This is a genomic window from Mycobacterium zoologicum (genome assembly GCF_020181635.2).
Lineage (GTDB): Bacteria > Actinomycetota > Actinomycetes > Mycobacteriales > Mycobacteriaceae > Mycobacterium > Mycobacterium zoologicum.
Genome location: NZ_JAYJJS010000005.1, coordinates 161235 through 178264, shown reverse-complemented (window position 1 = coordinate 178264; position 17030 = coordinate 161235). Strand labels below are relative to the sequence as shown.

16 protein-coding genes are annotated in these 17030 nt (G+C 68.2%); 7 read left to right on the top strand and 9 right to left on the bottom strand.

Annotation, left to right across the window (positions count from 1 at the left end; translation table 11 throughout):
• Positions 1-194: 194 nt before the first annotated feature.
• Entirely contained in the window at positions 195-1049 is an 855-nt protein-coding gene (locus K6T84_RS06335) for an SDR family oxidoreductase (RefSeq protein WP_225401231.1), read from the bottom strand.
• 20 nt (positions 1050-1069) lie between these two features.
• Positions 1070-1711, bottom strand: a complete 642-nt coding sequence (locus K6T84_RS06330; protein WP_224864199.1) for a TetR/AcrR family transcriptional regulator — start codon at positions 1709-1711, stop codon at positions 1070-1072.
• Positions 1712-1783: 72 nt separating this feature from the next.
• On the opposite strand from K6T84_RS06330, the gene K6T84_RS06325 reads away from it, so the two are divergent.
• Both K6T84_RS06325 and K6T84_RS06320 read left to right on the top strand, forming a co-directional pair.
• Complete coding sequence (locus K6T84_RS06325; protein WP_225401232.1) at positions 1784-2926, top strand: acyl-CoA dehydrogenase family protein; 1143 nt, start codon at positions 1784-1786, stop codon at positions 2924-2926.
• 25 nt (positions 2927-2951) lie between these two features.
• Positions 2952-4484, top strand: a complete 1533-nt coding sequence (locus tag K6T84_RS06320) for an acyl-CoA synthetase (protein ID WP_225401233.1) — start codon at positions 2952-2954, stop codon at positions 4482-4484.
• 148 nt (positions 4485-4632) lie between these two features.
• Here the strand turns inward: K6T84_RS06320 and K6T84_RS06315 are convergent, their stop codons facing one another.
• Positions 4633-5622 carry an NAD(P)H-dependent flavin oxidoreductase gene (locus K6T84_RS06315; RefSeq protein WP_225401234.1) on the bottom strand — a complete coding sequence of 330 codons (990 nt, stop codon included), beginning with the start codon at positions 5620-5622 and terminating at the stop codon, positions 4633-4635.
• A gap of 93 nt (positions 5623-5715) precedes the next feature.
• On the opposite strand from K6T84_RS06315, the gene K6T84_RS06310 reads away from it, so the two are divergent.
• A complete protein-coding gene (locus tag K6T84_RS06310; protein WP_225401235.1) occupies positions 5716-6684 on the top strand; it encodes an alpha/beta fold hydrolase in 969 nt (322 codons plus the stop codon).
• A 31-nt stretch (positions 6685-6715) separates the two neighbouring features.
• On the opposite strand, the gene K6T84_RS06305 is transcribed toward K6T84_RS06310, so the two are convergent.
• From K6T84_RS06305 to K6T84_RS06290, 4 genes are all read right to left on the bottom strand, one after another.
• Positions 6716-7885 carry an NADH:flavin oxidoreductase/NADH oxidase gene (locus tag K6T84_RS06305; RefSeq protein ID WP_224864204.1) on the bottom strand — a complete coding sequence of 390 codons (1170 nt, stop codon included), beginning with the start codon at positions 7883-7885 and terminating at the stop codon, positions 6716-6718.
• Positions 7886-7888: 3 nt separating this feature from the next.
• Entirely contained in the window at positions 7889-8791 is a 903-nt protein-coding gene (locus K6T84_RS06300) for an SCO6745 family protein (RefSeq protein WP_225401236.1), read from the bottom strand.
• A gap of 48 nt (positions 8792-8839) precedes the next feature.
• Entirely contained in the window at positions 8840-10315 is a 1476-nt protein-coding gene (locus K6T84_RS06295; RefSeq protein ID WP_225401237.1) for a cytochrome P450, read from the bottom strand.
• Positions 10316-10443: 128 nt separating this feature from the next.
• The gene (locus tag K6T84_RS06290; protein WP_224864207.1) at positions 10444-11058 is read right to left on the bottom strand and encodes a TetR/AcrR family transcriptional regulator; all 615 of its coding nucleotides are present in this window, start codon (positions 11056-11058) and stop codon (positions 10444-10446) included.
• A gap of 106 nt (positions 11059-11164) precedes the next feature.
• Between K6T84_RS06290 and K6T84_RS06285 the strand changes: the two genes are divergently transcribed.
• Positions 11165-12028: a short-chain dehydrogenase/reductase gene (locus K6T84_RS06285; protein WP_224864208.1), complete on the top strand. Its 864-nt coding sequence runs from the start codon at positions 11165-11167 to the stop codon at positions 12026-12028.
• Positions 12029-12031: 3 nt separating this feature from the next.
• Here K6T84_RS06285 and K6T84_RS06280 read toward each other — a convergent pair whose 3' ends face one another.
• Positions 12032-12649, bottom strand: a complete 618-nt coding sequence (locus tag K6T84_RS06280) for a TetR/AcrR family transcriptional regulator (RefSeq protein ID WP_225401238.1) — start codon at positions 12647-12649, stop codon at positions 12032-12034.
• 91 nt (positions 12650-12740) lie between these two features.
• Here K6T84_RS06280 and K6T84_RS06275 point away from each other — a divergent pair, with 91 nt between their 5' ends.
• Genes K6T84_RS06275 through K6T84_RS06265 form a run of 3 tightly spaced genes read left to right on the top strand, consistent with a single transcriptional unit; the run spans position 12741 to position 16251 of the window.
• Entirely contained in the window at positions 12741-13649 is a 909-nt protein-coding gene (locus K6T84_RS06275; protein ID WP_225401239.1) for a metal-dependent hydrolase, read from the top strand.
• Positions 13646-14725, top strand: a complete 1080-nt coding sequence (locus tag K6T84_RS06270; RefSeq protein ID WP_225401240.1) for a PDR/VanB family oxidoreductase — start codon at positions 13646-13648, stop codon at positions 14723-14725. Before K6T84_RS06275 ends, K6T84_RS06270 begins: the two co-directional genes overlap by 4 nt.
• A gap of 29 nt (positions 14726-14754) precedes the next feature.
• Positions 14755-16251 carry a flavin-containing monooxygenase gene (locus tag K6T84_RS06265; protein ID WP_225401241.1) on the top strand — a complete coding sequence of 499 codons (1497 nt, stop codon included), beginning with the start codon at positions 14755-14757 and terminating at the stop codon, positions 16249-16251.
• Between the two features lie 6 nt (positions 16252-16257).
• Here K6T84_RS06265 and K6T84_RS06260 read toward each other — a convergent pair whose 3' ends face one another.
• Positions 16258-17019: an isocitrate lyase/PEP mutase family protein gene (locus K6T84_RS06260; RefSeq protein ID WP_225401242.1), complete on the bottom strand. Its 762-nt coding sequence runs from the start codon at positions 17017-17019 to the stop codon at positions 16258-16260.
• Positions 17020-17030 lie beyond the last annotated feature (11 nt).

The window sequence follows — 17030 nt, the reverse complement described above, 5'->3', positions numbered from 1 at the left end:
GGGTCGGATCGGCCGGCATGGGCCACGGGTGCGAATGACACGATTGCGGCGATGCAACCTGCTGCAGCGGCCGCTCGGGCGAATCTCACCTTCAATTCGGTGCCACCCCTTCGCCATCCGATTATCTCGTGAGGCGATATTAACGAGCGGTGCTGCGGGCGCTCTGGGAGTCCTCTGTGAGCGAACTGGTGTTTTCAGTCGTTCTCGATGATCCCGGTGGCGTGCTGCGCGCGGTCCTCGTATGCCTGCCGGGCCGTGGTGTCGAAGGTGAGGAAGACGGTGTCGTTGCCGGCTTTCTTGTTGAGCCAGCGGCGAGCCCGGTCCGGCAGCAGTGTCGCCAGGATGGCGGTGCGACGCCCGAAGCCGGGTACCGACACCAGAGTCTTCGGCTTGTCGAGGACCTTGACCACCGCGGCCGCGATGTCCTGCGGTTCCACCGGTTTCTGCGCCGCCGACGGCGTTGTGCCTGAGATCAATTCGGTGTTGGTGAAGGTCGGCAGCACACCGCTGATCGTGACGCCCTGCGGGGCGAACTCGTCGGCCAGGGCGGTGGTCAAGCCCACCACCGCGAACTTGGTCCCGGCGTAGAGCGCTTGGCCCGGCACCGCCACGATCCCTGCCATCGAGGCGATGTTGATGATGTGGCCGCTGCGGCGCTTGACCATCTCGGGCAGCACCAGCTGGCAGCCGTTGAGCACACCGTAGAAGTTGACCTCGGTCGCCGAGTGGATGGTCTCCGGCGTCTGGTCCAGGAACGGGCCGACCGGCATGACGCCGGCGTTGTTGATCAGGACGTCGAGGTGGCCGCCGCCGTCGGCACGAGCCTTGTCCAGGAACACCGAGAATGACTCGCGGTCGGTGACGTCGAGCGGATGACCGCTGACCGCAGCGCCCGGGCCCAGGTCTGCCACCGCCTTGTCCAGCACCTTGGTATCGCGGTCGCCGATGACGACGCGGGCGCCACGTTTCAGCAGCGCGGCGGCGGTGGCCAGTCCGATCCCACGGGCGGCACCGGTGATGGCAACGGTCTTACCTCGAATGCGGTCCACACCGCCGAACTTTACAGGTGTCAACTTCGGTTTGGAACCCGATCCCCGGGACCGTCGGCTGACAGCGCCGGATGAACCCGTCGCACGATCGCCGACAGCGTCTCGGTCAGCAGGCGGTGCGCCTCGGGCCGGGTCAGGGTGCCCTTGAGCAGCCATTCCCGGCCCGCGGCGCGCGCGAGTTGCCCGTAGGGGCGGATCAGGGCCCGCAGTTTCTCCGGGTCGGAGTCGCCCTTGAGCCCGACGGCCTCGATGACGCGGTCCACGGAGGTGTCCTCGGCCGCCGACAGGATCCGCTCCAGTTCCGGGTCGCGGCTCAAGTTGTGGGACCCGCTCAGCGTGAGCCAACTGCCGCCGGCGTCGCTCAGTGAGGTGAGAAACCAGTCGACCGCGGACTCGATCCGGGTATCCAGGTCGCCGGCGGGCAGGGCGGCCACCGCGGTCGGCGGCACCGTGGCGGCACCGTCCACGACCTCCAGGTACAGCGCCCGTTTGGTGCCGAAGTAGTGATTGACCAGGCCTCGCGCCACGCCGGCTTCACCGGCGATAGCAGCGGTGGACACCTGCGTGTACGGCAGCGACGAGAACAGCCGGGTGGCGGCGGCGAGGATGGATTCCCGCCGCAGGGCGGGCTCCAATCGCTGGAACCGTGGCGACTCGGCCATCGGCCCGGCCTCCTTCCGGAAGGCGACAAGGTCTTGTTGACGATACGCCAACAAAGGGTCATTATTGGCGCCATGCCAACAACGACCGATCCCGACTCGGAACTGGCTGCCGTGGCCGACCTGGCCCGCAGCTACTTCACCAGCGACGTCCTGCCGAACGAGGCCCAGCACGCGCAGCAGGGGCACCCCGATCCGGCGCTGTACCGCCGGGCCGGCGAACTCGGACTGTCCGGGATGTCGATCCCGGAGGAGTTCGGCGGCGGCGGCGACTTCGGCCACCTGGCCGTGATGGTGCACGAACAGGTCAGTTCCGGGGTGTCCAGCATGGGCTTCGCGATCAGCGAAGGGATCGTCGCGCACTATCTGCTGGCCTATGCCAGCGATGAGCAGAAGCGCCGCTGGCTGCCCAAGCTGTGCAGCGGCGAGTGGGTGGGTTCGATCGCGATGACCGAGCCGGGAACCGGCTCGGACCTACAGGCGATCGCCACCCGTGCGGTCCGGGACGGTGATGAGTACGTGGTGTCGGGCGCCAAGACGTTCATCACCAACGGCTGGCTGTGCAAACTGCTGATCATCGCCGCCCGCACCGGCGAGGGCGAAGGCGCCCAAGGCATCTCGCTGCTGGTCGCCGAGGTCGACGACGACACCCCGGGTTTCCGGCGCGGCCGGATCCTGCACAAGGTCGGCCAGAAGGGCCAGGACACCGCCGAGCTGTTCTTCGACCAGCTGCGGATCCCGGCCGAGAATATCCTCGGCGGGACGCCGGGGCAGGGCTTCTACCAGCTGATGGCCCAACTGCCGCAGGAGCGGCTGATCACCGCGATCATCGCCCAGGCGATGAGCGAGACCGCGCTGGTCGCGACCCTGGACTACACCAAGACCCGCACCGCGTTCGGCAAGCCGCTGTTCGCCATGCAGAACACCCGCTTCGAACTCGCCGAATGCGCCACCATCGTGAGGGTCAACCGGTGCTTTTTGGATCAGTGCATCGCCGAGCACCGCGGCGGGGGCCTGGACGCGGCCATCGCGTCGATGGCCAAATACTGGATCACCGACCGCACCTCGGAGGTGGTCGACCGCTGCCAGCAACTGTTCGGCGGCTACGGCTACTGCGCCGAATACCCGATCGCCAACCTCTACGCCGACAACCGGGTGCTTCGGGTACTGGCCGGCGCCAACGAGGTGATGAAAGAACTCATCGCCAGATCCCTGTAAGTCCCGCCAGCGAAAGACGACCGCCATGCACCTGACCCAGGGCCTGCACCGCGCACTGCAGGCCAAGCCGAACCAGATCGCCACCATCTACCACGACCGGCAGCGGACATTCGCCGAGCACGGCCAGCGGGTCGCCCGACTGGCCGCCGGACTGCGGAGTCTCGGTATCGACACCGGTGACCGGGTCGCGATCCTGTCGCTCAACAGTGACCGCTATGCCGAGTACCTGTTGGCCGTGCCGTGGGCGGGTGCGGTGCTCAACCCGCTCAACATCCGCTGGAGCCCGGTCGAGATCGCCTATGCACTCAACGATTCCGCGACGTGCTGCCTGTTGGTCGACGACACCTTCAGCAAAGTCGGGCAGGCGCTGCAGGGCAACTGCGCCGACCTGCGCCTGCTGATCTACTGCGGCGAGGGCGCCACCCCCGACGGCATGATCGGCTACGAGGACCTGATCGCCGGCAACGACCCGATACCCGATGCCCGGCGCGGGGGCGACGACCTGGCCGGGGTGTTCTACACCGGCGGCACAACGGGATTCCCCAAGGGCGTGATGCTCTCGCACCGCAACATGTGCACCTCCGCGCTGGGCACGGTGGCCACCGGCCAGCTGCTCGGTGAAGGGTCGGTGTTCCTGCACGCCGCGCCGATGTTCCACCTCGCCGACCTGGCGGCCTGGGTCGGGCAGGTGCTGCTCGGCGGCACCCACGTCATGGTGCCGGCATTCACTCCCGACGCGGTGCTCGGTGCGGTTCAGGCTCACGGCGTCACGGATATCTTATTGGTGCCGACCATGATTCAGATGCTCGTCGATCACCCGTCATTCGGCGATTACGACCTGAGTTCGGCACGGCGGATCCTCTACGGTGGTTCGCCGATCTCGCGCGGGCTGCTCGACCGGGTGATGCGGTTGCTGCCGGATATCGCGCTGACCCAGGCCTACGGGATGACCGAGGCGTCGCCGGTGCTGACGCTGTTGTGGCCCAAGGACCACCGCGGGGAGCATCTGGGTTCGGCAGGTCTGGCGGCGCCGCACACCGAGGTACAGATCATCGATGCCTCCGGAAACGTGTTGCCCGCCGGGCAGACCGGGGAGATCTGCGGCCGCGGCGACAACATCATGCTCGGGTACTGGAACAAGCCCGACGAGAGTTCGGCGGTGCTCGTCGACGGGTGGTACCGCACCGGGGATGCCGGCTACCTCGACGACGACGGTTTCCTGTTCGTCGTCGACCGCATCAAGGACATGATCGTCACCGGCGGCGAGAACGTGTACTCCGCCGAGGTGGAGAACGCGCTGAGCACCCACGCAGCGGTCGCGGCCTGCGCGGTCGTCGGGCTGCCGGATGAGCGGTGGGGAGAGACCGTGCACGCCGTCGTCGTCACCGCGCCCGGAGCAACGGTGGGCGCCGGTGAGTTGACCGACCATGTCCGGGCCCGGCTGGCCAATTACAAGGTGCCGCGCAGCGTCGAGTTCGTCGACCAGCTGCCGTTGTCGGGCGCCGGCAAGGTGCTCAAGCGGGAGCTGCGCGAGCAGAGCCAGGAGCGGCGCGGCTAGCTCGCCGTCAGCGACCCGTCGAGGACCAGCACCGTCCCCACCGATCCGTCCACCCGTACGCGGGTGCCGGTGGGCAGCAGTCCGCGGGCGCCGTCGACGCTTGTCACCGTCGGAATTCCGTACTCGCGGGCCAGCAGGGTCCCGGGCGTCAGCGCGCGTCCGTTCCGAGCAGGGCCGGCGCCCTGGACCGCAGGACCTGCTCGGCCGCCCCGCAGATCCGTTCCAGGACTTCGGCTGCCGGCCGGACGGCGTCGATCGAGCCGGCGCCCTGCCCGTAGGCTATCGGCTCGGTCTCGGGGTTGGGATCCTCGACCAGGAACGGGTTTTGGCCGGCGAATTCCTCCCGGCGCTCGGTCAGTTCGGCCTCGCGTTCGTCCCATTCGGCAGTGAATCGGTTGCGGCGCACGCGCTCTCCGATCGACTCGGGCCACGGTAGGCCGCTGACGATGTCGAACGCCCGGGTGCGGACGGTATCGCCGCCGTCGGAGGCGACGATCAGGTCTTTGTGGACGTCGCGCACCTGGACAGCCTCCGGGGTCGCCAGGAATGCGGTCCCGAGCACCGCCCCGTCGGCGCCCGCGGTCAAGGCCGCGGCGAGTGCCGGCCCCGCGGTGATCCCGCCCGCGGCCAGCACCGGGATGTCGGGATGGCGCGCGACGACCGCGGACAGCAACGGCAGCAGGCTCATCGACCCGGTGTGCCCGCCCGCCTCGGTGCCCTGCGCAACCAGGACGTCGGCGCCGGCCTCGGCGGCCAAATCCGCGTCGGCGAGGGTCTGCACCTGGCAGATGGTGCGCGCACCGGCCTGCGCCGCCCGCTCGATCCAGGGTCGCGGGTCGCTGAAGGAGAACATCACCACAGGAACGGCGGTGTCCAACGTCGCCTCGAACAATGGTGCGCCGAACTGTAGGAACGGGGTGATGAAGCCGACGGCGAACGGGCGGTCGGTGGCCGCCCGCACGGCGGTGACCTCGCCCCGGATCCACTCCGGCCCACTCGGGTTCATCCCGCCGAACGAACCGAGCGCGCCGGCTGACGAGACGGCCGCGGCGATCGACGCTCCGCTGTGCATCGCCATCGGCGCCGACATGATCGGATACCGGAGTCCGAAAATTTCGGTGAATCGGGTGTGCAACATCGCCCTAGCTTAACGTGTTTTACATGCCTTCAGGGCGCTTCGGTCAGGTATTTATTCTATTAATTCATTCGCCGATGCATTAGGTTATCCATTATGGCGATAATAACCGAACGTGATATCGAGACGAACGGAATTCGACTGCATACCTGGGAGGCCGGGGACCGCGGGGCGCCGGTGGTGGTGCTGGCACACGGCTTTCCCGAGATCGGGTATTCGTGGCGGCATCAGCTGCCGGCGCTGGCGGCGGCCGGCTACCACGTGCTCGCCCCGGACCAGCGCGGCTGCGGGCGCTCCAGTGCCCCGGAGGGCACCGGCGACAACTACACCATGCCGACCCTGGCCGCCGATCTGATCGGGCTGCTCGATGACGTCGGTGCGCAGCGCGGCGTGTTCGTGGGGCATGGCTTCGGCGCGGCGCCGGTGTGGCTGTCGGGTCAGCTGCATCCCGACCGGTTGCACGGCATTGTCGGGATGAGCGTGCCGCCGGAGCCACGCGGGCCGCGGCCGCCGACCGAGATGTTTCGAAAGACATTCGGCGACAACTTCTTCTACATGCTCTACTTTCAGCAGCCCGGTCCGGCCGATGCCGACCTGGGTGCCGACGCGGCCACCACCATGCGGCGGATGTTCGCGCTGCAACCGCCGAGTGAACAAGCGGCGATACTGCGGATGGTCAGCCCCGGGCCGGCGGGCTTCGTCGAACGACTGCCCGAACCGGGCGGGCTGCCGGATTGGATCAGTGCTGCGGAGTTCGAGCACTACGTCACCGAGTTCACCCGATCCGGATTCACCGGCGCGTTGAACTGGTACCGCGGACTCGACCGCACCTGGGAGGTCACCGCAGACGTGCCGCAGACCATCGGGGTGCCCGCCCGCTTCGTCGCCGGCAGTGCCGACCCGGTACTCGGTTATCTGCCGCACGAGGATTTGCAGAAGATGTTCACCGGTGATTTTCGTGAAGTGACGATCGACGGCGCCGGGCATTGGCTGCAGCAGGAACGCCCGCAGGAGATCAATAAATTGCTTTTGGACTTTCTGGCATCGGTGTCGCCGGCCGGATGAATTTCCCGCGTCCGGGGGTGAATTGTGAAATTCAGCCGGACACGTTGCTCGAAGGCTCCGGCCAGCCGATGTTCGGATTGATCACCCGTGAGGTCTGCAGCCACCAGGCCCAGTCCGGCGGCAGTAACGCGAACTCGTCGGCCTGCTCGTCCGAACCGAGTTCGCGGGCGGCCCACACCGGCCAGTGCGGATTGGCCAGCGCCGGGCGGCCCAGCAGCACCAGATCGATCTGGTCGTCGCGGATCACCTGATCGGCCAGTCCGGGCACCCCCAGATTCCAGCTCACCGCGACCGGGATCCCGATCTCGCGGCGCACCTGCGCGCCCCGCTCCACCCAGGCCGCCGGCCGCAGGAAGAACGGATCGCGGACGTCGTCGGTGTTGCCGCCCATCGACAGGTCCGCCAGATCCAGGCCGTGCTCCTTGAGCCAGCCGAGCACCTGAAGGGACTCCTCGAACCGGATGCCGTCGGGGTTGAAGTCGTCACAGCCCAACCGCGCGGTCAGCGGCAGCTCGTCGGGCCAGACCGCGCGCACCGCATCGAGGGCCTCCAGTAAGAACCGCGCCCGGTTGGCCAAGCTGCCGCCGTAGGCGTCGGTGCGGTGGTTGGCCAGCGGCGAGTAGAACTGCGACGCGAGGTAGCCGTGCGCGAAATGCAGTTCCAGCCACTGGTATCCGGCTTCATGCGCCCGCCGTGCGGCATCGGCGTACTGGCGGTGGACCTGGCCGATCTCCTCGACGCTGAGCGCGTGCACCGGGTGAGTGCGTTTCCCGAACCCGTAGGGCACCTCCGACGGGCCGACCACCTGCCAGCCCTCGGGATGATCGGATGCCAATTGCCGGCCCAGCCCGCCCTCGCCGATCCACGGTTTGACTTCGCTGCCGCAGCGTCCGGTGTGCCCGAGCTGGATCGCCGGCACCGCGCCCATGTCCCGGATCATCGCGGTCACCCGGGCGTGGCCGGGGATCTGGTCGTCGTCGTAGAGGCCGGCGCAGTGCACGCTGGTGCGACCCTCCGGCGCGATCGCGATCTGCTCGGCGAACACCAGCCCGAATCCGCCGGCGGCCCGCGCACCCAGGTACATCACGTGAAAATCGGTCATCTGGCCATCGGTCGACCGGTACATGGTCATCGGTGACATGCCGATCCGGTTGCGTAGCGTCACGCCCTTGAGCGTCAGCGGGCTGAACAGGCCGGGCATGGGTCAGCCCAGCCCGGTGCTGACCAGCGCGGCCAGGTCCTGCGGACCCGCCAGATAGCCGCTGCCGGCCTGCACCTGCTGCGACCAGCCCCCCACCCGGCTCAGGACTTCGCCCAGGTCGTCACCGAGCGCGGCGACGATCGGCGCACAGCCCTCGTCGGTGGTCACCTCGATCGCCTCGCGTGCCGCCCGCCCGGCATCGGTGAAGGCCCCGTCGCGCAGCAGGCCCCGCCCGGTCAGCCGCGCTTCGGCGGCGTCCAAGTCGTCGTCGTTCCAGGCCCGGGTGCGCACGTAACTGCGCAGCGGTATCCCCCAGTACAGCTCGGTGATCAGGCCGATCTCGGCGGCGTCGAAACCGGCGCTGGTCCAGGCGTTGACGTGTACGTCGCCGCGGTATTCGCGCAGCTGGTCGGCCAGCCGCCAGGCATCGGCCAGCGGGTCGCCGGGAAGGCCTTGGGCGAGAAGCCCGGCGAACAGCGGCTTGCCGGCCACCGACAGGCCGTCGGTGGCCCGCCGCAGCAGCTCCACGATGCGGTCGATTCCGTCCGGGGCGGGGCCCAGGATGCGCCGCAACTGCGCCACCGCGCCGTGGGTGCGGGCCGCGCAGATGGTGGCCGCATCGGTCAGGGTCCAGCCGTAGGTGACCGCGGGTACCACGGCGGCCGGATTGAACACCCCGAACGCCGATGCGATCACCTCGCCGGGCACCTGGCCCATGACCGAGCCGCGGGAGCAGAAATACGCCGGCCCGTCGGGCATCTGCACCTCGCCGGCCTTGCCCGGGCTGGGGCCGAAACCCAGTGCCGCATAGCCGCGGTGGCATTCCGGCGAGAAATACACCTGCCCGGCGAATGGTTCGATGGCCAGTGCGAGTGCGCGGGGCGCGGGCATGCTGGCGTGGGGCATGGGTGATCTCCTAACGGGTGACGGCGGGCCCGCCGGTCACCGGCTGAACTACAACTGGCGCAACACGATCGGCATCCCGTCCATCGGGATCGGCATGCCGCCGTAGTCCCAATGCGCCCGGTAGCCGGGGTGGGCCAATTCCATGCGGTAGCGGCGAAGCAGCCGGTGCAGCACGGTCTTGACCTCCAATCGTGCGTAGGTCATACCGATGCACTTGTGCGCGCCGCCGCCGAACGGAGCCCACGCGTAGCGGTGCTTTTTGTGTTCGGCGCGCGGCTCGGTGAAGCGATCCGGGTCGAAGCGTTCCGGGTCGGTGTAGAGCTCGGGCAGCCGATGGTTCATGCTCGGCCAGGTCGCCACCATGGTGTCGGCCGGGATGTAGTGCCCCAGCAGGTCGGTGTCGCGCACGGTCTTGCGAACGTTCATGTGCAGCGGGGTGACCAGCCGCAGCGACTCGTTCATCACCAGGTCGAGTGTCGTCAGGCCCTCCAGCGCCTCGATGTCCAGCGGCCCGTCGCCCAGGCGCGCCGACTCCGCGCGGGCGCGCTCCTGCCACTGCGGGTTGGCGGCCAGGTGATAGGTCATGGTGCTCAGTGTCGAGGTGGTCGTGTCGTGGGCGGCCATCATCAAGAAGATCATGTGGTTGACGATGTCGGTGTCGGTGAAGGTGTTGCCGTCGTCGTCGGAGGTGTGGCACAGCACGGTGAGCATGTCGGTGCCTTGCGCCCCACGGCATTCGGCCACCCTTGTGTAGAAGTAATCCTCGAGCACCTTGCGGCCCTGCAGGCCCCGCCACCACTTGAAGGGGGGTACCGCTGCCCGGATGGTCGCCGTGCCGGCCCGGATGGCCCGCTCGAAGGCATGGTTCACCTTCGCGACCGTCTTGTGGTCGTCGCGCAGGTCCTGGCCCATGAACACCACCGACGCCACGTCCAGGGTGAGCTCTTTGACGGCCGGATAGAACAGGAACCGGCCGTCGTCGGTCGGCCAGTCGGCGACGATCGAGCTGGCCACCCGGTCCATGTCCTTGACGTATTCGGCGATCCGCGGACGGGTGAACGCGCCCTGCATGATGCGCTTGTGCGCCAGGTGCTCGTCGAAGTCCAGCAGCAGCAGCCCCCGTGGGAAGAACGGCCCGATGGCCTCGATCCAGCCCGACGTCGAATAATCCTTGTCCTTGTTGGCGAAGATCGTCTGGGTGGCATCCGGTCCCAGGGCGACCACCGACGGCATGATCGGTGAGTCCGCGAAGAACACCGGGCCGTGGGTGCGGTAGAGGTGCAGCGGATAGTCGGGTCCGGCGCGGAACATCTCGATCATGTGGCCGATGATCGGCAGACCGGCATCCCCGAGCACCGGCTTGAGTCCGCTGCCCGGCGGCGGCTCGGCCAGCATCGTCTGCTTCCAATTCACCCCCATCAGTCGGCGCTCGATCACCCCCATGCCGGGGATGTTGTTCAGCGTCGGCGTCAATCGGCGCTTGGTCTGATCAAGCAGGTAATGCGGGGTGCTGATGGTGGCCATCGGGCTCCTTCACACGCGCCGAGACGGTCGTGACGATCATCACAACCATCTTCAATCTGAAATTGACACCTGTCAAGGAACACGCACTACACGTGCCCGAAAACGCTGTCGTTCGAGGAGCGCTTGCATCAACCGCCGGCGAATATCACGGCAGTCAACTCGGCGCAGTAGTCGGCCAGTTCCGCTTTTCCTAGGGTGAGGGTCCCGGATTGCCAGTCCAGGAACAGTGCCACCAGCGCCCCGGACAGTGCGCTGATCCGCGCGGTTCGCATGGCCGGGGCCGGTCCGTCGGGCGCCGCACCGGTGAGGCTTGCCGCGACCAGCGACACGAATCCGGGTACTGTGGCGGCGCCGTGATCCCGCAGTACATCGCTGGCCAGGGTTTCGCGGAACAAGATGCGGCCGCGGCGCGGGTCGGCTTCGATGAAGTCCATCGCGGCCGCGAACGCCGACCGGACCCGGGTCTGCGGGTCCGGTGCTGCGATTGCCCGCAGCACCACGGCGGTCAGTTCGTCGGCGACCCGGTCGTATGCGGCGATCAGTAGCGGGTCCAGGCCGGGAAAGCTCTCGTAGAAGTACCGCAGGCTCACCCCCGCGCCACGGCAGACGCCGCGCACCGTCGTGGCCGCGCAGCCGACCGTGCCCAGCGATTCCAGGGCCGCAGCCAGCAGTCGTTCCCGCCGATCGGCCGCCCGATCGGCCGCGGACCGGCCGCGCCACAGGTCGGCGGTCGATGAGCTCACGGGTTCCATCGTCTCAGCAGTTGCGGGGGCGGCGGTTGACTTCTGGCGCAAGTATAGGAAACATTTGTTTCCTGTCGTTTACGGCTTCTTCAGATCGAGGTGATTCGTGTCCGTCATCAACCGCCGGCCCCGCCTGGACGTCGCCGGCCGGGTCGTCCTGATCACCGGGGCCGCACAGGGCATCGGGCTGGCCGTAGCCCATCGGCTGCACGATGAGCGGGCGTCGGTGGTGTTGGTCGACGTCGACGGTGCCGCCGTGGACCGGGCCGCCGCCCAACTGGGCGATCGTGCGCTCGGAATCGCCGCCGATGTGCGGGACCGCGCCGCGATGGCCGCCGCCGTGGCCGCCGCGGTCGATCGGTTCGGCCGGCTCGACATCGTGGTGGCCAACGCAGGGGTGACCCCGACACCGGCGACGCTGCGGATGCGCCCCGATGACGACTTCGATCGGGTGCTCGGGATCAACCTCGTCGGCGTCTACAACACCGTCACCCCCGCGATCGAGCAGGTCATCGAGCACCGGGGCCACGTGGTGGTGGTCTCGTCCGCGGCGGCGTTCACCCCGTCGCCGGGCGGCTCGCCGTACATGATCAGCAAGGCCGGCGTCGAGCAGCTCGGGCGCAGTCTGCGTCTGGAACTGGCCGGACACGGTGCCAGCGTGCAGATCGCCTACTTCGGGATCGTCGATACCGCGATGACGCACGCGGTGCTTGACGACGACGATCTCGGGCGTGAGCTGGGCGGTATGTTGCCCTGGCCGCTGAGTCGGCGGATCTCGGCGCAAGGGGCCGCGGAGTCGATCATCGCCGGGATTCGCCGGCGGGCCGCGAGCACCGTGGCCCCACTGGGTTGGCGGCAGTACAGCTGGCTGCGCGGGGTGGCCAACCCGATCCTGGACGGCCTGCTGGTGAAGAATCCGACGGTTCGGGGGATCGTCAGCCGGCTCGAAGAAACCGCCGGTCTCCGCTGATCCTCACTCGCCGGCGGTGGCGATCGGCACCAGATGTACCCGGGCGAATGCCAGCAAACCGGCGTAGTTGTCGAGCGCAACGATCGCATGAGGGGTGAGCAGCACGGAATGGGTGATCCGCACCATCAGTTCGGCGCGCGCAAGCTGAAAGGCGGACGGGGCGGCGTCACCGAGCTCCGGCCAGAGAATCTGCACCGCCGCCGCGACCGCGGCAACCAGCACCGACTGCCCTTCGAGCGTCATCTGCTGCAACGCCGAATCGGTTTCCAGGGTCAGCAGGCGCTGCCAGAGGGCATTGTCACGAAAGGCGGTCACCGTGGTGGCGAAGCTGACCGCGATTCGTTCGGTCGGGCCGTCGGCGGCCTCCACGGCGGCCATCACCCCGGTGAGCAGCCGCTGCATTTCCCGGACCAGCACGGCGTTCACCAGGTCCTGTTTGCCGCCGATCTTGCGGTAGATCGTGACGCGACCGATCCCGGCCTGTCTGGCGATGTCGTCGACGGTGGCGCGACGCAGGCCGAGCGAACCGAAGACCGCGAGTGCTGCGTCGAGGACCGCGTCGACGTCGACCGATCCGTCGGTCGACGAGGCGGAGCCATTGGCAACGGTGAATGCCGGCATGCACCTGATGATACAACGAGCCATTGATACATTCTTCATCTCTTTGTATCATCGAGCTATCCGGCTCCGCCGTGAAGACAGGGGACATCCGATGAACGCGCCACGCGCCACCGAGTTGCACGAGTACGACGAGGAGTCCTTGGCGATCAACGCCCGCCATGTGCAGTTCGAATGGGACACCGACCCGCTCGACTACATCCCGGGCGACATCTATGCCACCCAGTTCTGGAACGTCATGCACCTGGTGCTGCCCGAAGGTGAGCGGGCGATGGCCGACGTGTTCGCCCAGGCGCTGCCGCTGATCGACGACGAACGTCTGCACGAGGAGGTCGTGGGCTTCGTCGGGCAGGAGGCCACCCATGCCGCCACCCACGAGGGCTTCCGGCGCTACCTGGACGCCAACGGCATCGACATCTCCGCGCAGGTGCGCCGCATCGAGTACATCGTGCACAAGGTCTTCGGCGACCACGGACTTGCCGGCCGTGCCGGCGAGCGGTGGCTGGCCGAGCGGCTCGGAATCTACGCCGCCGCCGAGCACTACACCGCGGTGGTGGGGGAGTGGCTGCTCGACAACCGCGAATTCGAGCGCCGCGCAACCGATCCCACCATGCTCGACCTGCTTCGCTGGCACGGCAGCGAAGAGTTGGAGCATCGCAATGTCGCGTTCGACGCGTTCAACCACGTCGACGGAAACTACTGGCGCCGGGCCCGCACCGCGCTGATCGCCTCGCTGGGCCTGGCCGTGCTGTGGTTCGCCACATCGGCCGAGATGTACCGCAAAGCCCGGCGGGGAAGGCGCTTTCAGCTGTGGTGGCCGCTGGCCTACTTCCGGGCCGCGCACCGCGGTCTGGTGCCCAATCTGTGGTTCCTGGTGTCTCAGACCTGGCTGTACCTGCAGCCGGGCTTCCATCCCTCCCAGATGGGCGACATCGACAAGGCAATCCGCTACCTGGCGCAGTCGCCGGCCGTGCAGGCGACCCGACCGGGCGGTGCGTCATGAGCTACCTGGGCGCTCCGACCAACGACATCGACCGGGCCGGCACCGCGGTGCGGGCCATGGGCGCGCTGGCCAAGCGATACAGCCAGATCGTGACCAGCCCCCGCGCCGCCATGCGATTCACCGCCCCGGATCCGGTGCGTCACACCGGCTTCAGCGCCGAGCTCGAGATCGCCCGGGTACAGACGGCCGCGACGGATGTCGCGATGCTGACCCTGGTCCGCCCCGACGGCGCCGCGCTGCCCGCATGGACACCGGGTGCGCACATCGACGTGTTCACCCCCGCCGGCCGGCAGCGGCACTACTCGCTCACCGGAGACCCCGCCGACCGCGGCTCCTACCGGATCGCGGTGCGCAAGATCCCCGATGGTGCCGGCTCCGTCGAGATGCACGCACTCGCAGAAGGCGACACGTTACGAATCCGCGGTCCACGCAACGCATTCCGCCTCACCGATGAGCCGGTATACCACTTCATCGCCGGCGGTATCGGTATCACTCCCATCCTGCCGATGGTCCGGGCGGCGGCCACCGGCGGCGCCCGCTGGACGCTGGACTACCTGGGCCGCAGCCGCGACAGCATGCCGTTCCTGGATGAGCTGGAATCGCTCGCGCACACCGGGACGTTGCGGGTGCGCTGCGATGACGAGCACGGGGTGACCGAGGTCGCCGACCTGTTCGCCGACGACTTCCGCGCAACGGTTTACCTGTGCGGCCCCACGCCCCTGATGGACGCCATCAGCGACCACCTGGCCGGGCTGCCGGACCGGCCGCCGCTGCACAGCGAACGGTTCAGCGCGCCCACCGTCCGCGGCGAGAAGCCGTTCACCGCGGTGCTGGCCCGCTCCGGGGTCAGTGTCGAGGTCGGCCCCGACGAGTCCGCGCTCACCGCGATCCGGCGTGCGCTGCCGATGGTGAACTACTCCTGCCAGCAAGGGTTTTGTGGCGCATGCAAGACCATCGTGCTCGACGGTGAGGTCGAGCACCGCGACCGCGTCCTGGTGGGCGAGGAGCTGGACACCTCGATGATGATCTGTGTCTCCCGCTGCGCCGGCGGCGGCGAGCTGGTCCTGGATCTGTAGTCGAAAACCTCTGACAGCGAAGGCAACTCATGACCAACCAGCATCACCGGGTAGCCATCATCGGCGCCGGATTCGGTGGCCTGGCCACCGCGATCCGACTCAAGCAAAGCGGCAGCGATGATTTCGTGATCCTCGAGCGCGAATCCGGAATCGGCGGCACCTGGCACGCCAACACCTATCCCGGCGCCCAGTGCGACATCCCGTCGGCGCTGTACTCGTTCTCGTTCGCGCCCAACCCGCAGTGGAGCCGGCTGTACCCGCTGCAGGTCGAGATCAAGGATTACCTGCAGGACTGCGCGCGCCGGTTCGGGATCCTCGACCGCATTCGGTTCAACGAAGACGTCGTCGACGCGCAGTGGGACGACGAGGCGCAACTGTGGCGGATCACCACCGCATCGGGCTACGAGTGCACCGCCGCGACACTGGTGGCGGCCACCGGACCGTTCAGCCAGCCGTCGGTTCCCGACATCGACGGGATGGCCGATTTCGGTGGGACCGTGCTGCATTCGGCGAGGTGGGATCACTCGGTCGACCTGGCCGGCAAGCGGGTCGCGGTGATCGGAACCGGTGCCTCGGCGGTGCAGCTCATCCCGCAGATCCAGCCCGTCGTCGATGAGCTGGTGGTGTTCCAGCGCACCGCGACGTGGATCATGCCCCACCCGGACCGGCCGGTCGGCGCCCGGATGCAGCGGGCGTTCGAGCGCTGGCCGGTTTTGCTGCGTGCATTGCGGGCATCGGTGAACGCGGTTCAGGAGATGATGGTGCCGGGCCTGATCTACCGTCCGGCGCTGCTCAAGGGTGCCGAAGCCGTCGGCCGCTGGCATCTGCGCCGACAGGTGGCCGATCCGGTGCTGCGGGACAAACTGACGCCGCACTACACCTTCGGGTGCAAGCGGCCGACCTTCTCCAACACCTACTTCCCGGCGCTGGCCGCCCCCAACTCGACCGTCGAAACCGAGCCCATCGAGCGGATCACCGCGTCGGGGATCCAGACCCGCGACGGCCGGCAGCACGAAGTCGACGTCATCATCCTGGCGACCGGATTCAACATCACCGGCAATGACGGCTTCAAGCGCATTCGCGGGCGGCACGGTCTGACCCTGACCCAGACCTGGGAGAACAACGGGATGTCGGCCCATCTGGGTACGACCGTCGCCGGCTTCCCGAACTTCTACGTGATCTTGGGCCCGAACTCGGCGATCTACACCTCCCAGGTGGTCACCATCGAGGCGCAGGTGGACTACATCATGGCAGCGCTGGAGCTGATGGACCGGCGCAATCTGGCCAGCCTGGAAGTGCGGGCCGACGTGCAGCAGGGATTCATCGACAAGACCGATCGCATCCTGGCCGGATCGACGTGGAACAGCGGCGGGTGCGCCAGCTACTACCTCGGTCCGGACGGACGCAACATCACGTTCTGGCCGGGGTTCGCCCGCAGCTTCCAGACCCGCATGCGGCACCTGCGGGAGGGCGACTTCGTCGGCCAGGAGGCCGATAGCCCCGCGGATGTCGCCGTCACCGGGTAGCCCGCACTACTTCCAGCGGCCCAGGACCTCACCGGCGTGCTTGCTCAGGGCGGCCTGGAACAGCGGCCCGAAGCTGACCCGGCCCACGCCGGCCTGGCCGAAGATGGCCGGGTCGTCGGAGTCCGGTGCGGCCAGGGCGTTGACGGGTTTGGGCAGTCCGGCGGTCAACCGGCGCAGTGTCTCCGCGTCGTGCCGGCCGACCGGGTAGAGCACGTCCGCCCCGGCCTGCGCGCACTCGGTCAGCCGGGCGATGGCCCGCTCGACGCGGTCGGCGTCGTCGCCGTCCTTGCGGACGAACAGGTCGGTGCGAGCGTTGATCACCAGGTGGGTTCCGGCGGCGTCCGCGGCCTCGCGCAGCGCGGCGACGTACTCGGCGTGCTCGGCGGACGACCGCAGGCGCTTGTCCTGGCTGTGCACCGAGTCCTCGATGTTGCAGCCCACCGCGCCGGCCTCCAGCAGGCCCTCGATCAGCCGGGTGGCCGACTCGCCGTAGCCGGATTCGATGTCGACCGACACCGGGACGTCGACGGCGTCGGTGATCTGACGCACCCGGCCCAGCACCTCGGCGAACGTCATTCCCTCACCGTCGGTGCTGCCGATCGACTGGGCGACCGGATTGCTTCCCACGGTCAGCGCGCTGAATCCGGCGCCGACGGCCAGCTTCGCCGACCACGCGTCCCACACCGTGGGCAGGATGACCGGCGTGCCCGGTTGATGCATTGCCAGGAACGCCGTTGCCCGCTGCCCGAGTGCCTCATGAGTCGTCATTTATCCAACTC